This is a genomic window from Mesorhizobium sp. M1365 (assembly GCF_040317865.1).
Lineage (GTDB): Bacteria > Pseudomonadota > Alphaproteobacteria > Rhizobiales > Rhizobiaceae > Mesorhizobium.
The window spans coordinates 95,877-119,272 of sequence record NZ_JAMYLG010000005.1 but is presented as its reverse complement, the minus strand read 5'-3'; the positions used below and the strand labels follow the sequence as shown (position 1 = coordinate 119,272).

Here is a 23,396-nt window from a genome sequence, read left to right as displayed (position 1 = left end):
GTTTCAATACGAGTGTCGGGACGCCCGTCGCGCGAGATAGGGAGCCACCAGCGCGCGTATGTCTGCGGCCGCTACGTCACCGGCAGCACGCAATGCGCGCTCGTAGCGCTCATATTCGTCAACTGCGCCTTCGAAATCATTGCGGCACAGTTGCTCCTTTATCAGCGCTTTGCAGATCGGTCCGGCATCTGGATAGAAGTCCAATACCCCTAAATATATCGCCCGTGCTTTGTCGGCTTGGTCGGCCGCCTCCAGCCGCTGGCCGAGCCGCAGCCCAAGATCGATCAGTTCGCGACGCACGCGCTCGCAAGCCGGGAGCGACCAGGAAGCGGTTCGCTCGTGCAACAACAACGGACCCGGGAATGCATGGAAGAGCGCCTCCGCGTCTGGCCGCAATCCCTCCGCATTGACCTTTGCGACAGTCTTGAGCCGTGCTTCCCAGTCGGCGAGGTCGACCCAGACCTTGTCCGATGCAAGGCGAAGCTTGCCTTCGCGCTGGACGATGAGGTCGGTCCGTCCCAACAGCTTGCGCAGCCGATGAAGCGCCTGGTCGCACGCCGCCCGCGCCTGGTCGCCGTCGAGGTTGGGCCACAGCCAGTCCTGAATGGTCTCCTGCGAGCAGGTATTTTCCTTTGAGATCGCCAGCACTCGCAGGATGTCGAGGGCCTTCGTCGGCGGCTTCGCGCCGAGCGCGAGAGGGTTTGCATCGAGTTCGAGCCGAAAGCCTCCGAGGACGTGGACCCTGAGCGGCCAGGGCCAGGCGGCGGGCCGCCGGGGCGGCGGCTCGAGCCGGCGTTCGCGGATCAACGACCGGCAGAACTCGGGCTCGATGCCGCGCTCAAGCGCATCGCCAAGCAGTTCGGCGAGCAATTCCGGGACATTGAGCAGCACCATTGGCCAGCTGATGTCGCGCAGCGCTTCCAGGAAGGCCTGCAGCCGGTCGCCATAGTGCGGATCGTCGCTCCACAGGTTCTCCAATGCGGCCGCTGCCAGAATGCATATCTCGGTTCGCTTGTGGGCGCCGCCGTCCAGCCGCGGCAGCAGATCGCTGACAAGCACGGCGGCTTCGCGCGGCTTCCTGTCCGCCAGCAGCACCTGGAACTGCGTGATGTAGTGCGGCCAGCGCTCGATCATCGGCTCGTTGGCCGCCTCGATGGCAGTCATGAAGCGCTCGCAATCCTGGTAAGCGGCCGTGAAATCGCCTTGCCTGGCATGGAGCGCGGCGTGGCAATCGGCGACGACGGCGACCTGCGTGGTGAAACGGCTGTCGGCGATCTCGGCCAAACGCTCGACCACTTGGTGGAACTCGGCAAAATCGTTGCGGACCTTCATCTGCATTTGCAAATGATAGAGCCCCCCGAACTCCACGCCCCTCAGCGATTCGCGCTCGCCAATCGCGATCGCCGCCCGCAACGCCGCTTCGGCGGACGGATAGGGAAAATCCCTTCTCTTATAGGGAAAATAACGTCCACTTTCCGCACCAAAGGCGACCAGCCACATGCCGAGAATCCAAGGCAGCACGCTCTTGTCACTCAAATCGTCAACGACGCTGTCGACGGCCTTGGCGAACAGATCGGCGCGCATGGTCGATACCGAAAGATCGATCAGCGTTTCGCTGGCAAGCAGCCGCAATCCGCTCGGATCGTGCTCGGGATTCCGGGTCAACCGCTCCAGGAGTTCGGTTTCGAGTGCTTGTCCGGCGGGGCTGCTGCGATAGCAGTCGTCGCCGAAGTTCAGCGCCCGCATCATGCCAATGCGTACCAGCATCGCTTCCTCGGAAGGTAGTTCCGGAAGCCCGCGTTCGATCAGCTCGAACGCCCGTCGCGTCCACATGGACAGACCTTCGTAGGTGCGCCAGCTGGCAGTCTTGACCAACACCGCCCGCGACACAGTGAGGCACAGGCCGCGCAGATCGTCGGCCTCGCCAAAGGCTTGCCACGCCTTGGACAGCCAACGCTCCGCCGCAGCGTCGTCGGGCATGTGGGCCACGCCCAGCCAATAGAAATGCCAGCCATTCATGATGGTTTCCGGCAATCGGCCGCACCACTCGATGAAGGTCGCGCGGCTCCCTTGCGCCAGCAAGTCCTCTGCGCGGCTCAGCAGCAGGTCGCTCGCTTGGTCCCAGTCGTCGGCCTGTAAGGCGAGGCGTATGGCTTCGTCATGACGGCCCGCCCCCGCAAGGACCTTCGCCGCCTTTCGCCGGAGCGATTGCTGCTCTTCCCTGGCAATTTGTTGTGCGAAACGACGCTCGAGGAAGTCGCGCAAGAGGTCATGAAGGTGAAAGATATCGCGGTTGTTTTCCGAGCGCGTGACCAGAAACTGTCGCCTGTAGAGCCTGTCGAGCAGCTTTCCTGCTTCGCCCGACCCGATCATCTCGTCAGCCAACCCGGCGCTGATTTCGGGCAGCAGATTGAGTTTCAGCAGCATGTCCTGGTCGACGGAGGGAAGGGAAAGGAAGAAATGACGACCGAGAACGTCGGGCAGCACATTCTGCCCGCCGAGGACCGTCTCCGTTGTGCCGTCCAGTCCGGCTTTGGTGCCTTGGTCCGCGAGCAGGACGAGCCCGACCGCCCAACCGCGCGCCGCCTCGACATCGACCCGAGCGGCGTCCCTCGAACGCAGGTGGACGAGATCGCGCGCTTCCGCGGTCGAGAATTCGAGCGCGTGGCGGTCGATGACAGCCATTTTGCCCTTGAGAATGAGGTCGCCCAATTGCTCCTGGGGCAGCGTGCGTGAGACACAGATGCAGCGGACGGTGTCAGGAAGTTCACGGAACATCTCGGAAAGCACCGCCCGAAATTCTGCGGTATCGGCGTCGTGCAAATCATCGAGCACCAGAATTGTGCCAGGCTTTAGCCGAGCGAAATAGGCTCTGGAAAAGCGCCTGGCGAACTCCTTCGGCTGCTCGGCATACTCGACGCCGAAGACCGGCATGTCTCCAGCCGAGACTGAGTCCAGCGACTGCGCCAGATATTGAAAGAACCGCGCTATATCCTGGTCGCCCTCGTCGACACGGTACCATATGTGCGGCGCCTCGACGCTTTCGAGATAATCGATGACCGCGGTCGTCTTGCCGTAGCCGGCCGGTGCCGCCACCCAGCATACGCTCGACCGCGACACCCGATCGATCGCTTCGAGAACGCGGTTCCGCCTCAATATCCTGGCGCTGCGCGGCGCCGCCAGCTTGGCGATCCGGCCTGTGCCCGAGAGCGGTTGCGTCGCATCGGCTTCAAAGGCGTCTAAGGCGGCCATGGGGGCTCCCGCTCGACCAATCATCGAGCGACGGTCGTGCTGCCATGACCGTCCCGCCGATCCGATTGACGTTAGCCTGGCGCAGTCATGCGACAATTCGTGGGGGCTTCGTAGATGAAGCGGCACTGGCTGATCCCGGGAGGGCGGATCTCGATGGTTGCGCAACCTGAAACTGGGCAATGGACGGCGGGCGAACCTCGCACTCGGTCTTCGACCGTCGGCTCCAAATCCGGTAGAAGACCTGATCATGGCTATTCCCTCCGATTGGCAAGCTCATGGGCTGCCTGGCAGTCCTTTCCAAACGCACGAGCTCATCCTGTGCGCAGTGGCATCCGCGCACATCGGTACGGTCACCTAGTTTCCCGGCGATTGATCTCCCAGTTTTCGCAAGCGTGCCTAGTTTTCAAGGCTTGTTGGGCGCCCGGGTCTTCGGTGCCTTACGCAACCGGAAATCGGGAAGCGGACGGGACCGGATTGTGCGAGGGGAGGGGCGACCGGTGGATCCCGCACTCTGTTTTCGACAATCCGCTCCAGCGGCCCGCGCGCGGATTGTCCGCACTGCCGCACGCGACGGTGCAGGGCGCACAACCGATCGAGAAATAGCCTTTTTCGATGAGCGGATGCCGGGGGAGGCGATGATGGTCGAGATAGACCTCGATCTGCTGCCGGGTGAAGCGGGCGAGCGGCTCGATCTTCAGGCGTCCGTCAGTTTCTTCCAGCGTCGCAACATCCGTGCGAACTCCGCCATGATAGCGCTTGCGGCCGGAAATCCAGGCCTTGAAACCGCTCAGGGCCTTCTCGAGCGGCAGCACCTTGCGGATGTGGCAGCACCGGTCCGGATCGCTGCGGTGCAGCGATCCAGAGCCGTCGAGCACCCGCAGGACATTTGCCCGGGGCGTGACGATGCGCACGTCGGTGAGGCCGAGCAAGGCCGTCAATTGCGTACGATAGGCGATCGTTTCCGCAAACAGCTTTCCGGTATCGAGCGTGATGATGGGGAGCGACCTGTCGATCGATGCGGCCATGTGCAGCAACACCGCAGATTCCGCGCCAAATGAGGAGACGAGCGCTACCTTTCCGCGGAACAAGTCGGTGACGAGTGGCGCCAGCAGCTCGGGTCCGTCGAGATGGTTCAGCTCCGCGATGATGCCTTCATGCATGGCGATTCGGTCCGGTTTTGGCGTGACGCGGCCGGTTCATAGTCTGCTCACGAAATCGAGGATCGCCTGGCGGTCGGCCTCGTCCAGGCCGAAGAAGCGGTCGCGGACGATCTGCGCCGTGCCGCCATGCGCGAACACTGCATCGCGCAGTGTGGTCGCGCGGCCGTCATGCAGGAAGCGCTGGCGCAGGCGGATGCCGACCAGCGGCGTTGTCCGCCATTCGGCGCCGATGGCGTTACCCTGGATGATCTTGTCGTCGAGCGCCGATCCCATGTCGTGCAGTAAAAGGTCCGAGTAGAGCCTGACTTCGCCTTTTGCGCCCGCCAGCGCCGGCACATGGCATTTGGCGCAGCCGACCAAAGCGAAGAGCCTTCCGCCATCGCTGGCCAGCATTGCGCTTTCGCTCGAGACCGATGGCGAGGCCGGGAAGCCGGCCGAGAACGGGATCAGTGCGCCATAGGCCAGGGTTGCCGACAAAAGCACTCCGCTGGAGCCGAGGCCGATCAGGCGCCACGCACCGCCGGCTTCGGCGAGACGGCCGATGCGTGTGGTGATCCCGAGCGCGACCATCACCATCAGGAACAGGAACTGGTCGACGTCGAGAATGCCGCGGCGCAGTTGCGGATCGAGCGTGATTTGCGAATTGAGCATCACCACGCCGATGAAGGCGACGATGAACCACGGGAACGGGATCGGCGTTGCTCCGGGCGCGCTCTTGCGGCCGCGAAAGAACGTGCCGATGGCCAGCAGAAGCGGGATGAGCATCAGCACCTTGCTGAGCTTGACGAGGGTAGCGGTGTTCAGCGCCCCGTCCGAGACTGCGAAGGAGGCGCCGTAGACCTGCGCCAGTTCGAAGATGCTCGCGCCGACGAACACGCCGTAGAGCCGGTCGTCGAGATGCGGCAGCCAGCCGCCCAGGAACATCACGGGATAGACGAGCAGCGCCGCGGTGCCGCTGAGCGTGATCAGGGCGATCGCAACCCCCGCGCTCTGGTCGCGTGCGCGCATCAGCGCAGCCACTGAGAGAATGGCGGCTGCGCCGCAGACGGCGCTTCCGACCGCGACCAGCAACGCGATCTCGGCCTCCAGCCTGAACAGCCTACGTGCGATGGCGTAGAGCAAAGCCGCGACCAGGATCAGTTCGATGGCCGCCACCGCGAGCGGCATCAGCCCGAGATCGAGGAACAGTCGCGTCGTGATGCGGAAGCCGACAAGGACGACCGCCAGGCGCAACAGGTAGCGCTTGGTGAAGTCGAGCCCCGGGCGCAGGACGTCGGGGCAGGCAAAGCTGTTGCCGATCAGCAGCCCGAAGAGCATGGCGACGAGGACCGGATTGCGCGACAGCGGCTCGCCCAATCCGCCGGCAATCCAGCCGCCCGCAAGGGCGAGCGCGGCCGCCACGGCTATACCGGGCAAGATCGAGTGCGCTTGTTCCGGCGCATGCGAAAACGTCAGGGCGATGCTCATCGCCTGGCCTCCTCGGCCGGGGTGAGCGTTCGCAGATAGGCAGCCACCGCCTCGATCTCTCCGGACCCTTGTTCGACGGGTTGCGTGTCCGTCCCGCTGTGGCCGGAGACGACGCTGGTGATGCCGAGCTCCCTGGTGAAAGCGTCGGCGACCATCTCTTCGAGGACCGCAATGTCGGCCCTCCAGCCATAGCGGCCGACGCGCGTCGCGCCGTTGGCATCGAGGACATAGTGCGGGCGGCCCTTGATCCCGTCGCCTTTGCTGACTGCCTGCGCCTCGATGACGCTGTCGGGTATGTCGTCTATGCCAGCGACGCCGTAGAGGCTGGGCGGCATGCGCAGCGAGATGACATTGGCCTGCTGCGGCAGTGCAGCCGGTTCAGCCGCGATGCCGGCACCATCGCGCAGCATGTAGCGCCGGGCGACCGGGCTGTTGGGATGATCGATCGGGACCGTGCGCCCGGATCCCGGATCCATATGGGCTATCCTGCGCGCGAAACGGTTCTCATCCGCGCTCGCACCGCCGGGGCCGGGATGACAGGACAGGCAGGACGTCGCATTGAACAATGGTCCAAGACCGGTCCGCGGCGTGAAATCGGTCTGAAACAGCTCCCTTCCGCGAGCGGCGAGATCGGGGTTGGCGGCAGCATTTTGCGTCTGCTGGGCCGTCGCCGACACGCCGTGCTCGTCAAAAGCAGGAACCTCGAGCAGCGCTCCGTCGCGGCCGGGAAATCCGGGAAGCTCGCCGCCTATCGTTATCCAGATCCGCTGCGCGTCCGCCGACGTTGCGATGGCTCGCAGGCGATCGCCGCCGAGAGGCCCAAGGCCAGGGATGTCGATCGTCGCTCGGGCGAGAAGCTGGCCGTCCTGGCTTATGCGCAGTAGCGAGCCGTCGCCGCGATTGGCGACGAACAGGTCCGACCCGCCGGCAAGCGTCGTATGGCTCGAAAAGTGCGGATTGGCGATCTCGGGGACAGCGGCGGCGATGTCGACTGGACGATCGAATTCCGGCAGCGAGACCATGCCAGCCCCGGCGACCGTGAAATGCCGCCGGTCGTCTTGCAGTTTCAGCAGCACCAGCCGGTCGCGGCCGGGGTCGGCGATGTAGAGAACACGGTCCGGATTCCACTTGAAGGCAATGCCGATGACGCCGGGATCGTCGCCGCTGTTGCGGCCCATGCTCACCGTGCCAGGGCCGGCCAGGCCGTCGACACCGTCCTGGACATGGATCTGGACCACGCTGCCGTCCGCAGTGACCGCGGCGAACACGGCAAATCCGCTGCCGTCCGGTGACGGGCCGAGAAACGCCGTTCCGAGCGCACCGGTCTGCAGCCCGCCGGGCGTCAGTTGGCCGCTTGCCCGGCCGCTTCGCCAGCCATCCATTGGCCAGCCAGCCGCGCGCCAGCCATCCAGTGGGTTGAGCGATCTGCGCTTGTTTGCGATCGGTAGACCGGCCGGCGAACACGCCGCCGGCCTCGCGGCTTGGCGCATTGTCGAGCGGGGCTCCGTCGGGGTCGACGACGGTGACGCTGCCTTCGCCGGCCAATCCGTTCGGCGCGTTGGCGATCCAGGGCCTTCCAAAGGCGTTGTTGATCGAGATGTAGCGCGGTCCGGATGCCGCCGCCAGCCGCGCCGTTCGAGCCTGGCCATTGTAGCGCCGGTTGAGGAATGGCTCGCTCTGCGCCGTGTAGAGCTGGACTGGGCTCGGTCCGCCATAGTCGGCTAGATCTTGGTCGGTGAGATCCTGCGGAACCAGGATCGTGCCCGATTTGTCGCCGCGCGGATCGATTGACAGGATCGCGCCAGGTTTGAATACTAGATCGCCTGGTGGCGCGCCTAAATTGCTGCCTACCGCGACCAGAACCCTAAGCGGATCGAGCACACGTCCTTCGCGCGTGGTCAGCAGGAATTCCGGATTTCCCGGTATCGGTCCGCCATTATGGAAACGCCCCACCTCGCGCACGCCGGCCACGCCCGGCAGCCCGACGGCGACGATACGGGCGCCCAGGCGCCAGGCGGAGATGTGATCGCTGGTGAAGCCCACCGTCGACAGCAAGATGAAAGACACCGCTGTCATTCCGGAGATAATCCGGCCAAACGAAAGGTCCAGCGAGGCGCAGCTTCCTCGCGACCGACGAGTTTTGACGAAATCCATAAGCACCGCGGCAAGGCCCTTGCGCATTGCGACATCCCCGGCTCGATACCTCGATGCGTCTACATGCGGCCCCGAGCATGTGGCGCTTATCTCGACGCAATCATTGAGCGGGTGCACTTACGTATCGTGTACGGCACCTCAACCGCCGGCCGTATCTTGCGCTTTGGGGGAAGGCGTGCGGCCGCGCGCGCTTCGCAAGGCAAGCGCTTGTCGGGCAAAGGTGATTATGGGCATGGCGAGGTTGCCGCGAACGGCAAATTTTCAGAACTCGAGCGCCTGCCTGAGTGCCGGGCCGCTCCTGACGCGCAAATCGAGGTCGGCCTCGATATGGTCGATGTGGTGCAGCATCAGCGCGCTGGCGCGTTCGGCATTGCCATTTTCCAGCGCCTCGAGGATCTGCGTGTGTTCGTTGTGGCCGCAGCTCGAGATGCCCGAGCGGCCATAGAGTGCGATCACCAGCGATGAACGAGCGACCAATTCCTCCATGAAGCGCTGCAGGATGACGTTTCCCGCGACCGACGCCAGAAGCAGGTGAAAATCCCCCGACGCCTTGATCTCCGATCGCCTTGCGTTCGGTCCGCGTTCGGCGATGAAACGGCCTTCTTCGTCGAGCTGGGCCTTGAACGCGGCGACATGCGCCGGCGTCATCCGTCCGGCGGCGGCGATCGCGATGCCTGGTTCGATGAGCCGGCGCGAAGCAAAAACCTGCCGCGCTTCCTCCGGCGACGGATTGGCGACGAAGGCGCCGCGATTGCGCTCGGTGCGCACCAATCCCTCGAAGGAAAGCATCTGCAGTGCGGCACGCGCCACGGTGCGGCTGACATCGAACAGCGTGCCGACTTCGCCTTCGGAAAGCTTTGTTCCCGGCGCCAGCCGGCGATCGACGATCGCGTCGCGCAACTGGTCGCGGATCGCCTGCGCGCGATCCTCGTTGGCGGCCTCGATAGCAGGGAAGGTCTGGTCGGCAATGTTCATGGCAGTGGTCCTGCGTTCTTCTACCCTGAATCGCATCGCTTGGACGAGAGACAAAGTGAATACAGAGATGAAAAAGATTGCATACGATCTTTGCGGAGATCGGCGGCAATCGCCTATAATTTGTGCATTGCACAAGGCCGACGTATCGGCAGCTACATAGAGGCGGCCCTGATTTCTTCGAGGATTCAGTCAGTTGGTGCGGCGGTGCGCAACTGGCACGCATGATGCTTTGGCTAATCCGACCAAAGGGGAAGCTGGATGTCCAAAGCCGCCGAAATCGACATTGTGTCCGTTTCGAAAGTCTATGGCGCGACGACTGCCGTCGAAGGCATCAGCCTGAAAATCCCTGCCGGAACCTATTGCTGCCTGCTCGGTCCGTCCGGCTGTGGCAAGACCTCGACGCTGCGCATGATCGCCGGGCACGAGAGCATATCGAGTGGCGACGTGCGTCTCGGCAACACAGTGGTCACCGACCTGCCGCCGGCCAGGCGCGGCACTGCCATGATGTTCCAGTCCTACGCACTGTTTCCGCATCTCGACCTGATCGACAACGTCGCCTTCAGCCTGAAGATGAAAGGCGTCGGCAAGGAGGAGCGCCGCGCCAAGGCGCTCGACATGCTGAAGCTGATGCAGATGGAGGCCTATGCCAGCCGCCGCCCGGCGCAGCTTTCCGGCGGGCAGCAGCAGCGCGTTGCCCTTGCGCGCGCCTTGATCACCGATCCCGAGGCGCTGTTGCTCGACGAACCGCTTTCGGCGCTCGATCCTTTCCTGAAGATCCGCATGCGAGCCGAACTGAAGAAGCTGCAGACGTCGCTCGGCATCACTTTCGTCCACGTCACCCACAGCCAGGAAGAGGCGATGGCGCTGGCCGACCTGATCGTGGTGATGAACGACGGCCGTATCGAGCAGGCGGCGCACCCTCGCACGGTGTTCGAGCGGCCGGCCACGGCCTTCGTCGCTCGTTTCATGGGCGACCACAATGTCATCTCCGGGCGCGTCGCCGGCAGTCGCGACGGCATGGTCGTTTTCAATGTGCCCGGCGGCGTCACGTTCGCCGCCAGCGGGCAGGGCAGGGAGACCGGGGAACCCATCGACATCGCCATTCGCACCGACCACGTGCGCATCGGCGAGCCGCCGGCAGCCGGGCTCGGCTTCACCGGCATTATTGCAAACGTCGAGTACCGCGGTTCGACCGTGAAGCTCTCGGTCAATGGCGCCGGCATCGAGGATTTCACGGTGATCGTCGACGACACCAGCTTCTTCGCCAGGCCGGTTGCCGTCGGCGACGCAGTGCCGATCGCCTGGGACGCCGAGGACGCGATCGTCCTTGGCCGTCTCGATTCCTGAAATCCAGCATAACCAACCAAAACAGGGGAACTGAACATGACCAACACCACCGACAAGAAGACTGGAATATCGCGACGTTCGCTGCTCAAGACAGGTGCCGCCGCCGTCGGTTTCGCCGCCGGTTCCGGCGCCATATCTGGCTTTCCGACCATCTGGGCGCAATCGAACATCACGCTGCGCCAGTTCGGCACCGGCGTATCCAACCTCAATGCCATCGCCGACAAGTGCAAGGCCGACCTCGGCATCACGCTGGAGATGACAGCAACCGATTCCGACGCCGCCGCGCAGCGCGCCGTGACGCAGCCCGACAGCTACGACATCGCCGACATCGAATACTGGATCTGCAAGAAGGTGTTCCCGACAGGCGTCCTGCAGCCGATGGATGTCAGCAAGCTGAAATATTACGACGAGCTGGTGCCGCTGTTCAAAACCGGCAAGCTGACGCCGGACAGCGTCATTGCCCAGGGCACCGCGCCGCATACCGTCGGTTACGTCGAGGCGCAGGACAGCAAGGTCTTCGCCAAGGCGCCGACCAACTGGTTCACCATGGTGCCGACGATCTACAATGCCGATACGCTCGGCATCCGCCCCGACCTCGTCGGCCGCGATATCACCACCTGGGCCGACATCATGGATCCGGCCTTCAAGGGCAAGACCGCCATCCTCAACATCCCGTCAATCGGCATCATGGATGCGGCGATGATCATGGAGGCAACGGGCAACATCAAATACGCCGACAAGGGCAACATGACCAAGGAGGAGATCGACAAGACGATCGACTTCCTGATCAAGGCCAAGCAAGCCGGCCAGTTCCGCGCCTTCTGGAAATCATTCGACGAGAGCGTCAACCTGATGGCTTCAGGCGAAGTCGTAATCCAGTCGATGTGGTCGCCGGCCGTGGCCGCGGTCCGCTCCAAGGGCATCGCGTGCCGGTTCCAGCCGCTCAAGGAAGGCTACCGGTCCTGGGGTGGCGGGCTTGGCCTGGCAGCCCATCTCTCCGGCGCCGAACTCGATGCCGCCTATGAATACATCAACTGGTACACGTCCGGCTGGGTTGGCGGCTATCTCAACCGTCAGGGCTATTACTCGGCCAACATGGTGTCGGCCAAGAAGTTCATGTCCGAGGACGAGTGGGGCTACTGGATCGAAGGCAAGCCGGCAAAGGGCGATATCCTGTCGCCGGACGGCAAGGTCATGGAAAAGGCTGGCGCCGTGCGTGACGGCGGCTCGTTCGAAGAGCGCATGGGCAAGGTCGCCTGCTGGAACTCGGTCATGGACGAGGACCGCTACATGGTGAAGCGCTGGAACGAGTTCATCGCTGCTTGATGCCCTCTGCCTTCTCCCCTTGTGGGAGAAGGTGGATTGGCGCGCAGCGCCAAGACGGTTGAGGGGTGCTGGACGGAGCACTGTTGGTGCCAAGCTGGAACACCCCTCATCCGACCGAGCTTCGCTCGGCCACCTTCTCCCACAGGGGGAGAAGGGAACACCCCTCAGTCGCATCGCCGACCTCGACCGAGATATAGATGGCAGTAGCGCTCGAACAATCCACGCACGTTACGTCTGCAAAGCCTGCCAGACGCAGGCGCTCCTTTGCCGGAGTCGCACCCTATCTCCAGGCGGCACCGCTGGCGCTGATTCTCGGCGCGTTCCTCCTGCTGCCAATTCTGATGATCGCCGTGGTCTCATTCTGGGATTACGATTTCGCGGCGATGTATCCGGATTTCCTGACCACCAATTATTCCGACACGCTCGGCTCCTGGGTCACCTGGAAAACCTACTTGAATACGCTGAAATACGCCGCCATCGTCTGGGCGCTGACGCTGTTCATCGGTTTCTGGGTCGCCTATTTCCTTGCCTTCCATATCAGGACCACGGCCATGCAGATGGTGCTGTTCCTTGTCTGCACGGTGCCGTTTCTGACCTCCAACATCATCCGCATGATCTCGTGGATTCCGGTGCTTGGCCGCAATGGCCTGGTCAACTCGACGCTGGTGCAAATGGGGCTGATCCCGAAGCCGATCGAATGGCTGCTCTATTCCGAATTCGCCGTGGTGCTGGCTATGGTGCATCTCTATACGCTGTTCATGGTGACGCCGATCTTCAACACGCTGATGCGCATCGACAAGTCGTTGATAGAAGCCGCGCGCGACGCCGGTGCTTCCGGCTGGCAGGTTCTGTGGAACGTCGTCATTCCGCTCGCCAAGCCCGGCATGGCGATCGGCACCATTTTCGTCGTCACCCTGGTGATGGCCGACTTCTCGACGGTGCAGGTGATGTCCGGCGGGCAGAGCGCCTCCGTCGCGCTGATGATGAAGAACCAGATGTCGCTGCTGCAATATCCGGCAGCCGCCGCCAACGCCGTCGTGCTCTTGGTGCTGGTGCTGCTGATGGTCGCGGGCATCCTGCGCATCGTCGACATCCGCAAGGAGCTGTGAGGCGATGAGCCAGGACAAGCGCACCCTCGAATTCTATGTGTTGGCGGCGTTCTTCGGTCTTTTCGTGTTGTTCCTCTACGGCCCGCTTTCGGCGATCCTGATCCTCTCTTTCCAGGGCGAGAACGGCGGTCTGACATTTCCGCTGAATGGCGTGTCGCTGCACTGGTTCGCCAATTTGTTCGAGCGCCAGGCGGTCGGCGACTTCGGCGGCAGCTTCAAACGCTCGCTCGTCCTTGGCCTGATGGTGATGGTCGTCACTGTCGCCGTGTCGCTGCTCGCCGGCCTGGCCTTCCGGCAGAAATTTCGCGGCGCAACCGCACTGTTCTATCTGGCCGTCGCCAGCCTGGTCGTGCCGTCGATCATCATCAGTCTCGGCATCGGCGTCGTCTTCCAGCAGATCGGCTTCCGCCCAGCCTGGTACACCTCCGCTTTCGGCGCCCATCTGACCTGGACCTTGCCTTTCGGCGTGCTGATCATGTTTGCCGTCTTCAACCGGTTCTCGCCGGCCTACGAGGAAGCCGCGCGTGATCTCGGAGCATCGTCGTGGCAGACCTTCGCGCATGTCGTCCTGCCGATGATCGCACCCAGCCTGATCGGCGTCGGCCTGTTTGGTTTTACCCTCTCCTATGACGAGTTTGCCCGCACGCTGATGACCTCGGGCACGTTCAATACGTTGCCGCTCGAAATCTACGGCATGACGACGAATGTCACGACGCCGGTGCTCTATGCGCTGGGCACGGTGACGACCGTATTTTCCTTCCTGGTGATCCTGCTGACGCTCGGCGCAATCGTCTATGTCGGCCGCCGCCGCGAGCGTGCCTGACAGTGCACATCCTCGTCGTCAATCCAAACACCACCGCCAGCATGACCGGCACTATCGCGGCGGCGGCCCGATCGGTCGCTGCTCAATCGACGAAGATCGTTGCCGTCACCTCGTCGATGGGACCTGTATCGATCGAAGGCTATTACGATGAAGCACTTGCCGTGCCCGGCCTGCTGGTCGAGATCGCCGCCGGCGAACGCTCGGGCGCGCAAGCCGCGATCATTGCCTGTTTCGACGACACCGGCCTCGATGCCGCGCGCGCCATGGCCAACATTCCGGTCATCGGCATTTGCGAGGCATCGCTCAGCACGGCCTCGTTCATCGCCCAGCGCTTCACCGTCGTCACCACCACCGGACGTTCGCGCGTGCCGGTCGAAGGGTTGGTGCAGCGCTATGGCATGGCAGGGCGCGCGCGTGTGCGCGCCGCCGACATCCCGGTTCTTGCCCTCGAAGATCCGGCGTCCGACGCACTGCTCAGGCTGCGCAACGAGATTGCGCGCGCCATCGACGAGGATCGCGCCGAGGCGATCGTGCTCGGCTGCGCCGGCATGGCCGATCTGGCGGCGGCGCTGCAGCGGGAATTCGGGCTTCCGGTCATCGACGGCGTGGGCGCTGCCGTGAAACAGGCCGAGGCATTGATCGCCCTTGGCCTGACGACATCCAAGCGCGGCGCCTATGCAAGCCCGTTGGCAAAGTCTTATCATGGCGCGTTGAAATCCTTCGCGCCTGGCGCCGCCGAGTGATCGCAATGCCCCGAACGATCCGAACGCTCGCACGTGAGGAAGTGCAAACCCTAGTCGATTGGGCGGCGGCGGAAGGCTGGAATCCCGGCCTTAACGATGCCGCGCTGTTTCAGGCAGCCGACCCGCAGGGCTTCATCGGCGCCTTTATCGATGGCGAGATGGCGGCCGGCATTTCGGCCGTTGCCTATGGCGACGGTTTCGGCTTCATCGGCCTCTACATCTGCCGGCCGGACAAGCGTGGCCAAGGCCATGGCAAGGTCGTTTGGGATGCCGGCACGGCGCGGCTCGGCAAGCGCACGATCGGCCTCGACGGTGTCGTCGAACAGCAGGCCAACTACCGCAGCATGGGTTTTGCACCGGCCTACCGGACGATCCGGTTCATGGGGTCACCGAATGTCCCGGCAGCAGTCGGCAACGACATTCGCGCCATAGGGCCGGAACTCGTGCCGGACATACTGGACTATGACCGCCGCTTCTTTCCCGGCCCGAGGCGATCCTTCCTGGAACACTGGCTGCGCCCGCCGCATATGGCGCTTGCGATCCTCAAGCACGGCGCCATTGCGGGATACGGCGTCGCGCGCCAATGCCGGGACGGCTGCAAGATCGGCCCGCTCTTTGCCGACAGCCTGGACGCGGCAAGCCATCTCTTCGCCGCGCTCGCGCACATGTCCGGTCCCGGAAACGTCCATCTCGACGTTCCCGAAACCAGCCGGCAATTTGCAGACTTGCTGTCGTCCGCAGGCCTTCAACCGGGCTTCGAGACGGCTCGGATGTACAAGGGAAAGGCGCCGCAGCTCAAGCAGTCCGGAGTTTTTGCGATAACGACGTTGGAGTTGGGGTGAGGCGGTACAAGCCGACTTCCAGTGCAAAGCCGGGCAACAGGACTACGCGGTCTATTTTTCCTGAACTGAAATGCCGGAATCGTCGATGCGAAGTTCCACGCCTTTCGGCCTAGTCTCCTCGCGATAAACGTAAATCCCCAACGCAATAACGGCGACGGCCAAAGCGCCGATGATGAGATAAAGATAGTTCTGCTTCATCCGCTGTCGTTAACAATATGATGTGGGCGAGTCTAGCAGTTCGGGTATCAGGACGGCGGCCGGAGACGCACGTCGATCAGCCATCCAGCCGGTCGCGCAGCATGCTCCAGGGGAGCACCATGTTTGGTGCATGCCGCATCAGGCTATGGAACGGGATCGGCGACGGCGGCGCAAACGGCAGCGGCAAATCCTGAGGCTTTGTTCCATCAGCCCAATCCGCAAGCACCTTGCCCATCGCAGTGGTCATGGCGATGCCGCGTCCGTTGCACGCCAAGCCGGCGATCAGCCCGGGGCCGAGATCGACGAGGTGCGGCAGGAAGTCGGGCTCGACGGCAGCCATCCCCGACCAGCTGTATTCAAGCGGCGGGATGTCCGGGAGATCGAGATGCCCGGCAAGCCGCCGCCAGATCGCCCGCGGCACCCGCGTGTCGGCACCGGGGCCAAAAACATGCATGCCGCCGGTGATCAGCCTGTTTTCGCCATCGAAGCGGAAGGTGAAGAGATTGCGTCTTGTGTCGCCGACGCCTTGCCCGCCAGGAAGCAGGCGAGTGCGTATTTCACGCGGCAGCGGCGCCGTCGCGATCTGGAAGATTTTCAGCGGGATGTAGGTTCGCTCAAGCGTGCGGTTCAGCGGCCCGCCATAGGCATTGGTGGCGACCAGCACTTTTTCGGCACGCACCGAACCGGAGGCCGTCTTCAAAGCCCAACCATCGCCTATGTGATCGATCGACGCGACACGCGAATGCTCGAAGATGCGCGCTCCGGCCTTTTCCGCCGCGTCGGCCAATCCGCGCGCATATTCGACCGGATTGAGGACGCCACCCGATCTGTCGATCCAGCCGCCGAGATAACCGCGAACGCCGGTCAGCCCTTCGACCGCCTGTCTATCCAGCGCAACAGCCGGCCTTCCGCGTGGTGCCCATTGTTCGGCGCGCGATCTGGTCTTTTGCAAAGCGGCCGGTGAATGGGCTGGTTGTATCCAGCCGCTCTGGACGGCATCGCATTCGATGGCATGCCGCCTGATCAGGTCGAAGACGAGGTCGGCGCTGCCGGCGGCGAAATCGACAAGGCGTTCGCCGCGTTCGGGCCCGAGCTGGGCAATGATGTCGTCGGGGTCTCTTTTCGCGAAATTCGGCACGACGAAGCCGGCATTCCTGCCGGTTGCCCCCCAGGCGATGATTTCCGCCTCGAGGACGGCAACCGAGATGCCTTTCTCGACACTGTGCAGCGCGGTGGAAAGGCCTGAAAACCCGCCGCCGACAATTGCCAGATCGACATCGAGTGCGCCTTCGAGGGTGGGCCGGTCGCGGCGACCGCGGCTGACGGCATGCCAAAGGGAAATGCCGTGCGGCCGGGTCACAGCGTTCATGAGCCGCTCTCGCTGGGGGCCACGCGTGCACGCTTGCCGAACCTTGGACGCCGCGGCCTGTCGCCAAACAGGCCGTTCGGCCTGACCAGAAGGATGACGCACAGCATCACGCCGATGGCGACGATCTGCAGCGAAGCGGCGCGGGCCTGCTGTTCCGGCGAGAACAACATACTGGTCAAGGCTCCCGATCCGGCCCATATCGCCCAGACCAGGATGCTGCCGATGACGGCGCCGATGTTGCTGCCCGAGCCACCGACGATCAGCATCACCCAGACCTGGAAAGTCAGCGCCGGCAAATAATTGTCCGGGGCGATGAAGCCGGTGAAATGCGCCTGCAGCGCACCGGCAAGCGCCATGATGGCGCCACCGACGGCAAAGGCCTGGACGCGGTAGAACCGTGCGCTTTTGCCTAGGGATATCGCGGCCCGCTCATCCTCGCGAAGCGCCTTCAACACGCGCCCCCACGGGCTGCGCGACAGATGCTCCAGCGCGAGATAGACGATCAGCGTCACTACCGAGACGATCGCAAGGTTCGAAAGGTTGAACAGCAACGGCGTTTCGGCAAGACCGCCGAACGGACGCGGAATGAAGCCGATGCCGAACGGCCCGCCGGTCAGCTTCTGGGCATTGAGCGCTATCAGTTGCACGACGACGGCGACGCCGAAAGTAGTGATCGCAAGATAGTCCGATCTCAGGCGTAGCGTGGCAATGCCGGTGATGGCGGCGGTGACGCCGCCCAACAGCATGGCGCCAAGCCAGCCGATAAGGATCGGCAGGTCGAAGCCGCCCAGGCGCGCGGCATCGTCGGGCGTGGTCAGCAGCGCCGAGGTGTAGGCGCCGATGGCAACGAAACCAGCGACCCCGACATTGAAAAGCCCGGTCAGCCCCCATTGCAGATTGAGCCCGAGCGTGATGAGCGAAAAGATCAGCGCGGTGGTCAGGAAGAAGGCGCCGTAGCCGAGCAGATCCATCAGCGTTCCCTCGCTCCGAAAAGGCCGATGGGCCGCACGAACAGCACCGCCATCAGGATGATGAACGAGACGGCTGCCCGCCATTCGGCGCCGATCAAATGCACGGCAGCCGCTTCGGCCATGCCGATGATCAGGCCGCCGAGAACGGCGCCAGGCACGCTGCCGATGCCGCCGAGGATGGCGGCCGCGAACATCGGCAGCAGCATCTCGAAACCCATGAACGGGCGGACCTGGATGAGAATGCCGATCATGACGCCGGCGACGCAGGCCAGCGCGCCGCCGATGATCCAGGTGACGCGCACCACCCTGGCGACGTCGATGCCGACGATGCGGGCAAGTGCCGCGTTCTGGCTCAATGCCTGCATCGAGCGGCCGGTCTGGGTCCGCGTCATCAGGAGATGCACGCCGAGCACCAGCACGGCGGTCAGCAGCAGCAGCGCGATCTGGTCCGGGGTGATGCGGATGCCGAAACCTATCGGCATGGCGATCTGGATCGCCCGGCTGAAATAGGTCGGACGCGAGGTGAAGATGAATTCGAGCAGGCTTCTCAGCGCCATCGAGGCGCCGAAGCTCGCCATCACCACGATGATCGCCTGGCCCTTGGCCCGCAGCCGCGCGAACAGCACCATGTCGAGCACCAGCGCCAGCAGGCCGGTGGCCGCCATGCCGATGATGAGCGCGACGATCAGCGGCCAACCGAAGGAGAGGGGCGCGATCGGCGCGATCTTGCCGAAAATCGCGCCAATGGCGCCAACCACGGCGAGCGTCGCATAGGCGCCCCAGGCCATGAAGTCGCCATGGGCGAAGTTCGAGAAGCGCAGGATCGAATAGGTGAGTGTCACGCCGATGGCGCCGAGGCCGATCATCGAGCCTGCCAGCAGTCCGTCGACGACGAATTGCAGGTTCATGCCGCGCTTCCTTGTCCAAGATCGAGGCGGCGCTGGCCAAGATAGAGTTCAGCCACGACCGGGTCGCTCCAGAGCTCGGAGGCGACGCCTTGGTGCCGCTCCTTGCCCTCAACCAGCACATAGGCGCGGTCTCCAATGGCAAGCGCTGCCTTGGCGTTCTGTTCGACCAGCAGGATGGTGACGCCGGACTTTCGGATGCCGGCCAGCATCTCGAACACCGTCGCCACGAACTTCGGCGACAGGCCGGCCGACGGCTCGTCGAGCACCAGCACCTTGGGATGGACGATCAACGCCCGGGCGACAGCCAGCATCTGCCGCTGTCCACCCGACAGATTGCCCGCGGCCGTTCTGCGCTGACGGGCGAGATCGGGAAAGGCCGCATACATTTCCTCGATGCGGGCTGGGACCTCGCGCGGCCTCAGGATGCCGCATGCTACCCTGAGATTGTCCTCGACCGACATCAGCGGGAAGATGTTCTCTGTCTGTGGCACGAAGGCAAGGCCAAGGCGGACCATGATGTGAGCGGGCGACGCCGTGATATCCTTGCCGTCCAGCAGCACCGCGCCGCCGGTGATCGGGACAAGGCCGGCGATGGCCTTGATAAGGCTCGACTTGCCGGCGCCGTTGGGACCGAGAACGACGACGATCTCGCCCTGGTCGACGGTGATCGAAGCGCCGCGCACGATCGGAACGCCAGGCTCGTAGCCGGCTTCGAGATCGCGGACATCGAGTACCTTTTGGCTCATGCCGTGCCTCCGAGGTAGGCCTCGATGACGCGCGGGTCGCGCGCCACCTCCTCCGGAGTCCCTTCGCACAGAAGCTGGCCGCTTGCCATGACCAGGACGCGGTGGCAAAGCCGCGTCACCATGTCGATATTGTGCTCGATCAGCAGGAAGGTGATGCCGCGCGCATTGATGTCGCGGATGCGATCGATAATGATCTCGAGCAGGGTTGCGTTGACCCCGGCCGCCGGCTCGTCGAGCAGGATGATCGCCGGGTCGGCCATCATCACGCGGGCCAACTCGAGCAGCTTGCGCTGGCCGCCTGAAAGCACGCGCGCAGGTTCGTGCGCGAGGTGAGCGATCGTGACGAGCTCGAGCAGTTCGACGGCTCTTGTCTCGGCAGCCCTTTCTTCGGCAGCGACCCGCCGGGGCGTCAGGAAATTGGCGAGCAGTTTTTCTCCAGTCTGTCCTTGCGCGGCCAGCATGACGTTTTCGATCAGCGTCAGGTTAGGCAAGGGCCGGGGGATCTGGAACGTGCGGCCAAGGCCGCGGCCGATGCGGCGATGGGCTGCTTCCCCCGACACCGATACGCCATTGAGGAGGATTTCGCCGCTGGTCGGCAGAATGCTGCCGGCGAGCAGGTCGAACATCGTGGTCTTGCCGGCGCCGTTCGGGCCGATGAGGCCGAGTATTTCACCCGGCCGGACGTCAAACGAGACATTGTTGACCGCGACGAGGCCGCCGAAGCGCTTGACGACGTTCCTGGCCGTCAGAACCGGCGTGCGGATCTCCTCCTGCCGTTCCGTCGTGTCGCCCATCAATCCCTCAGGCCGAAAGCGATCTTCGCCGCCAATGATTTGATTTGTGATCACACTTGCTTTGATCACGCTATTCGGCTTTAATTTCTTCCGCAAGCCGAAAACGGCCAAGACCGGGATTGCCCATGCAGAAGGCCGCCATCGAAAAGAACAATGAGGTGATCGCAGCCCAGCTTACGCCGGTCGGCCGCGAGACCGTGCAGGATCGCGTCTATTCGGAGCTGCGCCGCGCCTTGATCGGCGGCCTTTTCGAGCCGAGCCAGGTGCTAACCATCCGCGGCCTCGCCGACGCGCTGGTCACAAGCACCATGCCGGTGCGCGAGGCGCTCGGACGGCTGATCACCGAGAAGGCGCTGGAGGCGCTTCCCAACCGTTCGGTGCGCGTGCCGCCGATCACGCTGGAGCGCATCGACGACCTCTTGCGCGCCCGCTCCCTGATCGAGGGCGAAGCGATCGCCCTGGCCGCCACGCGCATGAACGCGCGCCAGATCGCTTCGGTCGAAGCCATGCTGGGGCAATGGGACGAGATGCGCGCGCTCAAGCACAAGAAGGATATCGACCGCGAGGCCACGCTCAATCAGAGCTTCCATTTCGAGATCTACCGTTGCTGCGGTTCCGCCGTGCTGATCCCGATGATCGAGAGCCTCTGGTTGCAATCGGGGCCTTGCATCCGCGTTGCCATCTACGCCTTCTCCGACGCCGGCGAGGTCGATACGGCCCACTACCACCGCAGCATTGTCGCAGCGCTTGCGAGGCAGGATGCGCAAGCGGCGCGCGAGGCGCTGGTGGCCGATATCAGCCGGCCCTTCGACTTTCTGCGCGACAAGCTCCAATCCACAAGCAAGGAAGGATTGAGGGCATGACGGCGCCTGGCATCAGCATCACCGAGCCACGCTCGAAGCTTTCCGTGACCGCGCTGCTGTTGCCTGAAAAGGCGCCCGACAACGCTGCCTTCCTGCTGGCGTATCTCGAGCAGCCGCGCGTCGTTGCCGGCATCCATGCTATGTGGACGGGGCCGGAAATCTCCTGCCCGGTTCCATCAGCCGAACTTGAGGGCCAAACCTATGCCAGGCCCTTGCCGGCGGAGAACGCAACGCTGACGCCGCAGCCGGGCGACATCGTGTTGTCCTACGTGCCGCCGCGCATGTGGGGCGGCAACCCGAATGCCATCTTTGACGTCGGCCTGTTCTACGGAGCGGGTGCACGCCTGCTGTTCCCGATCGGCTGGCTTGCCGGAAGCGTCGTCGCGCAGGTGGTGCCTGAGGATCGCGATAAATTCGCAGCCGCTTGTGGCGTGATCCGCCGCAACGGTGCCTGCGACATCACCTTCACCCGGGTGGAGATCTGAATGGCTGAGACCGACGACAGTTTTGAGCTCTTCGACCTTCGCGTCGAGGCGGTTATCCCCGAGGGCAAGCCGATCTATTGCGGCGCCAAGCCCGGCGACTATTTCGAGTTGAAGGGCGAGATGCTGTCGATGCCAGCGGGGCAAGGTTTCTCGATCTATTCCATTGCGGCAGTGTTGCCGCTTCTGGCCGCAAAGCAGCGCCCGACCCACAGGAACGACTGGATGACGTCGGACGCCGAGATCGCTTGTCCGGATCCCAATTGTGCCAGCCGGCTGAGGATCGTCAGGACCGGCAAGCGGCGGTTCAGCCATGCCGAAACGACGGCGGTGCCGCTGCCGAAGGAGAATGACCGGAGATGACCGCCAAGGCTTTCGAGCTCAGCCCCGGCTATACGATCTCGCGCGTTATTCGCGGCGGCTGGCAGCTTGCCGGCGGGCACGGCGCGATCGACCGCCAACAGGCGGTAACCGACCTGATCGCCACCTTCGACGCCGGCATCAGGACCTATGATTGCGCCGATATCTATACCGGTGTCGAGGAGCTGATCGGCGCGGCACGCCTGCGCCTTGCCAATGAGCGTGGCCTTGATGCTGCCGCCAAGATGAAGGTGCACACCAAGCTAGTGCCTGACCTCGAACGGCTTTCCACGATCAGCCGCGACTACATCAGCAGCATCGTCGAGCAGTCGCTGCGGCGGCTGAAGACCGAGCGGCTCGATCTCGTGCAGTTCCACTGGTGGGACTATGCGCTGCCCGGCTATGTCGAAGCGATGGGCTGGCTCAACGAAATCCGCGGGGAAGGCCAGGTGCGCAACATCGGCACCACGAACTTCGACACGCCGCGGTTGGCCGAGATCCTGGCCGCCGGTGTGCCGCTGGTCAGCCAGCAATTGCAATACTCGGTGCTCGACCAGCGGCCAGCCAACAGCCTTGCAGCGCTCGCCAGCCGGCACGGCGTCAGTTTCCTCTGCTACGGTTCGGTGGCGGGCGGCTTCCTCAGCGAAAAATGGCTTGGCGCTGCCGAGCCGCAGACGCCGCTCGAAAACCGATCGCTGGTCAAATACAAGCTGATCATTGACGACTTTGGTGGCTGGGAGCTTTTCCAGGAGTTGCTTCGCACACTGAAGGCCGTCGCCGACCGCCACGGCGTCGATATCGCCACCATCGCCAGCGCCTGGGTGCTGGAGCAGCCGCAAGTGGCGGCCGTCATCGTCGGCGCCCGCAACCAGGCGCACGCCCTTGCCAATGCCAGAATCATGGACGTCGCGCTCGATGCCGACGACCGGGCGAGGATCGCTGCCGTGATCGCGCAAAGCCGTGGGCCGCTGGGCGACGTCTACACTTTGGAACGCGACCGTCACGGCCGCCACGGCTCGATCATGCATTACAATTTGAATGCAGGCAGGAAATGAACGCGGCCATGGACGAAAAGCCCTCCTTGCTTTCCCGCGCCAGCGCCGAGGTGGCCGATCTCCACCGCTTCTTCGTCGACTGGTTCAATGCGGCGAGTGCGGACAATGCAGATTTCAGGCGCTTCGAACGCGTCATGGGCGAAGGCTTCTGCATGGTTGTGCCGGATGGCCAGGTCCTCGATCGTGACGCGGTGCTCGACCATGTAAGGGCAAGCCGCGCCACTTGTGACGGCAATTTCACCATCTCGATCGAGGAAATCCGGGCCGGCTGGCAACAAGGCGACACGATCGTCGTCAGCTACATCGAAGCGCAGCAGCGCGCCGGCAAGCATAGCCGCCGCCGCTCAAGTGCCGTTTTCACCACCAGTTCATCGGCGCCCAACGGCGTCGAATGGCGATATCTGCATGAAACCTGGCTGCAGATGCCGGAAGGCTGAACAGGCTCAAGACAT

At 63.7% G+C, this 23,396-nt stretch carries 22 protein-coding genes; 11 read left to right on the top strand and 11 right to left on the bottom strand.

Annotated features, from left to right (window positions below; all coding sequences use genetic code 11):
* Positions 1-3: 3 nt before the first annotated feature.
* The 5 genes from NKH04_RS08320 to NKH04_RS08300 form a co-directional block, all read right to left on the bottom strand.
* Positions 4-3,252, bottom strand: a complete 3,249-nt coding sequence (locus tag NKH04_RS08320) for an AfsR/SARP family transcriptional regulator (RefSeq protein ID WP_353044222.1) — start codon at positions 3,250-3,252, stop codon at positions 4-6.
* Between the two features lie 437 nt (positions 3,253-3,689).
* Positions 3,690-4,412, bottom strand: coding sequence for a phosphoadenylyl-sulfate reductase (locus NKH04_RS08315; RefSeq protein WP_353044221.1), 723 nt, complete (start codon positions 4,410-4,412; stop codon positions 3,690-3,692).
* Between the two features lie 36 nt (positions 4,413-4,448).
* A complete protein-coding gene (locus NKH04_RS08310) occupies positions 4,449-5,879 on the bottom strand; it encodes a putative sulfate exporter family transporter (RefSeq protein ID WP_353044220.1) in 1,431 nt (476 codons plus the stop codon).
* A complete protein-coding gene (locus tag NKH04_RS08305) occupies positions 5,876-7,261 on the bottom strand; it encodes a di-heme oxidoredictase family protein (RefSeq protein ID WP_353044219.1) in 1,386 nt (461 codons plus the stop codon). Before NKH04_RS08305 ends, NKH04_RS08310 begins: the two co-directional genes overlap by 4 nt.
* A gap of 1,033 nt (positions 7,262-8,294) precedes the next feature.
* Positions 8,295-9,008 (bottom strand): GntR family transcriptional regulator, encoded by a 714-nt coding sequence (locus NKH04_RS08300; protein WP_023676076.1) that lies wholly within the window; start codon positions 9,006-9,008, stop codon positions 8,295-8,297.
* A 258-nt stretch (positions 9,009-9,266) separates the two neighbouring features.
* On the opposite strand from NKH04_RS08300, the gene NKH04_RS08295 reads away from it, so the two are divergent.
* The 6 genes from NKH04_RS08295 to NKH04_RS08270 all read left to right on the top strand — a co-directional run bounded on the left by NKH04_RS08295 (position 9,267) and on the right by NKH04_RS08270 (position 15,198).
* Entirely contained in the window at positions 9,267-10,355 is a 1,089-nt protein-coding gene (locus NKH04_RS08295; protein ID WP_353044218.1) for an ABC transporter ATP-binding protein, read from the top strand.
* Positions 10,356-10,391: 36 nt separating this feature from the next.
* Positions 10,392-11,681, top strand: coding sequence for an ABC transporter substrate-binding protein (locus tag NKH04_RS08290; RefSeq protein ID WP_352472208.1), 1,290 nt, complete (start codon positions 10,392-10,394; stop codon positions 11,679-11,681).
* Positions 11,682-11,878: 197 nt separating this feature from the next.
* Positions 11,879-12,790, top strand: coding sequence for an ABC transporter permease (locus tag NKH04_RS08285; protein ID WP_352612193.1), 912 nt, complete (start codon positions 11,879-11,881; stop codon positions 12,788-12,790).
* 4 nt (positions 12,791-12,794) lie between these two features.
* Complete coding sequence (locus NKH04_RS08280; RefSeq protein ID WP_352451583.1) at positions 12,795-13,613, top strand: ABC transporter permease; 819 nt, start codon at positions 12,795-12,797, stop codon at positions 13,611-13,613.
* 2 nt (positions 13,614-13,615) lie between these two features.
* Positions 13,616-14,356 carry an aspartate/glutamate racemase family protein gene (locus NKH04_RS08275; RefSeq protein ID WP_353044217.1) on the top strand — a complete coding sequence of 247 codons (741 nt, stop codon included), beginning with the start codon at positions 13,616-13,618 and terminating at the stop codon, positions 14,354-14,356.
* A 5-nt stretch (positions 14,357-14,361) separates the two neighbouring features.
* Entirely contained in the window at positions 14,362-15,198 is an 837-nt protein-coding gene (locus NKH04_RS08270; RefSeq protein ID WP_352451585.1) for a GNAT family N-acetyltransferase, read from the top strand.
* Between the two features lie 51 nt (positions 15,199-15,249).
* Here NKH04_RS08270 and NKH04_RS08265 read toward each other — a convergent pair whose 3' ends face one another.
* The 6 genes from NKH04_RS08265 to NKH04_RS08240 all read right to left on the bottom strand — a co-directional run bounded on the left by NKH04_RS08265 (position 15,250) and on the right by NKH04_RS08240 (position 20,184).
* Positions 15,250-15,396, bottom strand: a complete 147-nt coding sequence (locus tag NKH04_RS08265) for a hypothetical protein (protein WP_352452379.1) — start codon at positions 15,394-15,396, stop codon at positions 15,250-15,252.
* 76 nt (positions 15,397-15,472) lie between these two features.
* A complete protein-coding gene (locus NKH04_RS08260) occupies positions 15,473-16,765 on the bottom strand; it encodes an NAD(P)/FAD-dependent oxidoreductase (protein ID WP_353044216.1) in 1,293 nt (430 codons plus the stop codon).
* Entirely contained in the window at positions 16,762-17,739 is a 978-nt protein-coding gene (locus NKH04_RS08255) for a branched-chain amino acid ABC transporter permease (protein WP_353044250.1), read from the bottom strand. The genes NKH04_RS08260 and NKH04_RS08255 overlap by 4 nt, the downstream gene beginning before the upstream one ends.
* Entirely contained in the window at positions 17,736-18,644 is a 909-nt protein-coding gene (locus NKH04_RS08250) for a branched-chain amino acid ABC transporter permease (protein ID WP_352612202.1), read from the bottom strand. Before NKH04_RS08250 ends, NKH04_RS08255 begins: the two co-directional genes overlap by 4 nt.
* The gene (locus NKH04_RS08245; RefSeq protein ID WP_352612204.1) at positions 18,641-19,390 is read right to left on the bottom strand and encodes an ABC transporter ATP-binding protein; all 750 of its coding nucleotides are present in this window, start codon (positions 19,388-19,390) and stop codon (positions 18,641-18,643) included. Before NKH04_RS08245 ends, NKH04_RS08250 begins: the two co-directional genes overlap by 4 nt.
* Positions 19,387-20,184, bottom strand: a complete 798-nt coding sequence (locus NKH04_RS08240) for an ABC transporter ATP-binding protein (RefSeq protein ID WP_352612206.1) — start codon at positions 20,182-20,184, stop codon at positions 19,387-19,389. The genes NKH04_RS08245 and NKH04_RS08240 overlap by 4 nt, the downstream gene beginning before the upstream one ends.
* A gap of 125 nt (positions 20,185-20,309) precedes the next feature.
* On the opposite strand from NKH04_RS08240, the gene NKH04_RS08235 reads away from it, so the two are divergent.
* Genes NKH04_RS08235 through NKH04_RS08215 form a run of 5 tightly spaced genes read left to right on the top strand, consistent with a single transcriptional unit; the run spans position 20,310 to position 23,381 of the window.
* Positions 20,310-21,047 carry a GntR family transcriptional regulator gene (locus NKH04_RS08235; protein WP_353044215.1) on the top strand — a complete coding sequence of 246 codons (738 nt, stop codon included), beginning with the start codon at positions 20,310-20,312 and terminating at the stop codon, positions 21,045-21,047.
* Positions 21,044-21,532: a DUF3830 family protein gene (locus NKH04_RS08230; protein WP_353014281.1), complete on the top strand. Its 489-nt coding sequence runs from the start codon at positions 21,044-21,046 to the stop codon at positions 21,530-21,532. The genes NKH04_RS08235 and NKH04_RS08230 overlap by 4 nt, the downstream gene beginning before the upstream one ends.
* The gene (locus NKH04_RS08225; protein WP_352472221.1) at positions 21,533-21,892 is read left to right on the top strand and encodes a TIGR04076 family protein; all 360 of its coding nucleotides are present in this window, start codon (positions 21,533-21,535) and stop codon (positions 21,890-21,892) included.
* Positions 21,889-22,944 carry an aldo/keto reductase gene (locus NKH04_RS08220; RefSeq protein ID WP_353044214.1) on the top strand — a complete coding sequence of 352 codons (1,056 nt, stop codon included), beginning with the start codon at positions 21,889-21,891 and terminating at the stop codon, positions 22,942-22,944. The genes NKH04_RS08225 and NKH04_RS08220 overlap by 4 nt, the downstream gene beginning before the upstream one ends.
* Positions 22,941-23,381 (top strand): DUF4440 domain-containing protein, encoded by a 441-nt coding sequence (locus tag NKH04_RS08215; protein ID WP_353044213.1) that lies wholly within the window; start codon positions 22,941-22,943, stop codon positions 23,379-23,381. Before NKH04_RS08220 ends, NKH04_RS08215 begins: the two co-directional genes overlap by 4 nt.
* The last annotated feature ends 15 nt before the right edge of the window (positions 23,382-23,396 follow it).

Coding starts and splice junctions, on each gene's coding strand:
- NKH04_RS08320 (WP_353044222.1), bottom strand. CDS start 3,252: ATGGCCGCCTTAGACGCCTTTGAAGCCGATGCGACGCAACCGCTCTCG.
- NKH04_RS08315 (WP_353044221.1), bottom strand. CDS start 4,412: ATGCATGAAGGCATCATCGCGGAGCTGAACCATCTCGACGGACCCGAG.
- NKH04_RS08310 (WP_353044220.1), bottom strand. CDS start 5,879: ATGAGCATCGCCCTGACGTTTTCGCATGCGCCGGAACAAGCGCACTCG.
- NKH04_RS08305 (WP_353044219.1), bottom strand. CDS start 7,261: ATGGATGGCTGGCGAAGCGGCCGGGCAAGCGGCCAACTGACGCCCGGC.
- NKH04_RS08300 (WP_023676076.1), bottom strand. CDS start 9,008: ATGAACATTGCCGACCAGACCTTCCCTGCTATCGAGGCCGCCAACGAG.
- NKH04_RS08295 (WP_353044218.1), top strand. CDS start 9,267: ATGTCCAAAGCCGCCGAAATCGACATTGTGTCCGTTTCGAAAGTCTAT.
- NKH04_RS08290 (WP_352472208.1), top strand. CDS start 10,392: ATGACCAACACCACCGACAAGAAGACTGGAATATCGCGACGTTCGCTG.
- NKH04_RS08285 (WP_352612193.1), top strand. CDS start 11,879: ATGGCAGTAGCGCTCGAACAATCCACGCACGTTACGTCTGCAAAGCCT.
- NKH04_RS08280 (WP_352451583.1), top strand. CDS start 12,795: ATGAGCCAGGACAAGCGCACCCTCGAATTCTATGTGTTGGCGGCGTTC.
- NKH04_RS08270 (WP_352451585.1), top strand. CDS start 14,362: ATGCCCCGAACGATCCGAACGCTCGCACGTGAGGAAGTGCAAACCCTA.
- NKH04_RS08265 (WP_352452379.1), bottom strand. CDS start 15,396: ATGAAGCAGAACTATCTTTATCTCATCATCGGCGCTTTGGCCGTCGCC.
- NKH04_RS08260 (WP_353044216.1), bottom strand. CDS start 16,765: ATGAACGCTGTGACCCGGCCGCACGGCATTTCCCTTTGGCATGCCGTC.
- NKH04_RS08250 (WP_352612202.1), bottom strand. CDS start 18,644: ATGAACCTGCAATTCGTCGTCGACGGACTGCTGGCAGGCTCGATGATC.
- NKH04_RS08245 (WP_352612204.1), bottom strand. CDS start 19,390: ATGAGCCAAAAGGTACTCGATGTCCGCGATCTCGAAGCCGGCTACGAG.
- NKH04_RS08240 (WP_352612206.1), bottom strand. CDS start 20,184: ATGGGCGACACGACGGAACGGCAGGAGGAGATCCGCACGCCGGTTCTG.
- NKH04_RS08235 (WP_353044215.1), top strand. CDS start 20,310: ATGCAGAAGGCCGCCATCGAAAAGAACAATGAGGTGATCGCAGCCCAG.
- NKH04_RS08230 (WP_353014281.1), top strand. CDS start 21,044: ATGACGGCGCCTGGCATCAGCATCACCGAGCCACGCTCGAAGCTTTCC.
- NKH04_RS08225 (WP_352472221.1), top strand. CDS start 21,533: ATGGCTGAGACCGACGACAGTTTTGAGCTCTTCGACCTTCGCGTCGAG.
- NKH04_RS08220 (WP_353044214.1), top strand. CDS start 21,889: ATGACCGCCAAGGCTTTCGAGCTCAGCCCCGGCTATACGATCTCGCGC.
- NKH04_RS08215 (WP_353044213.1), top strand. CDS start 22,941: ATGAACGCGGCCATGGACGAAAAGCCCTCCTTGCTTTCCCGCGCCAGC.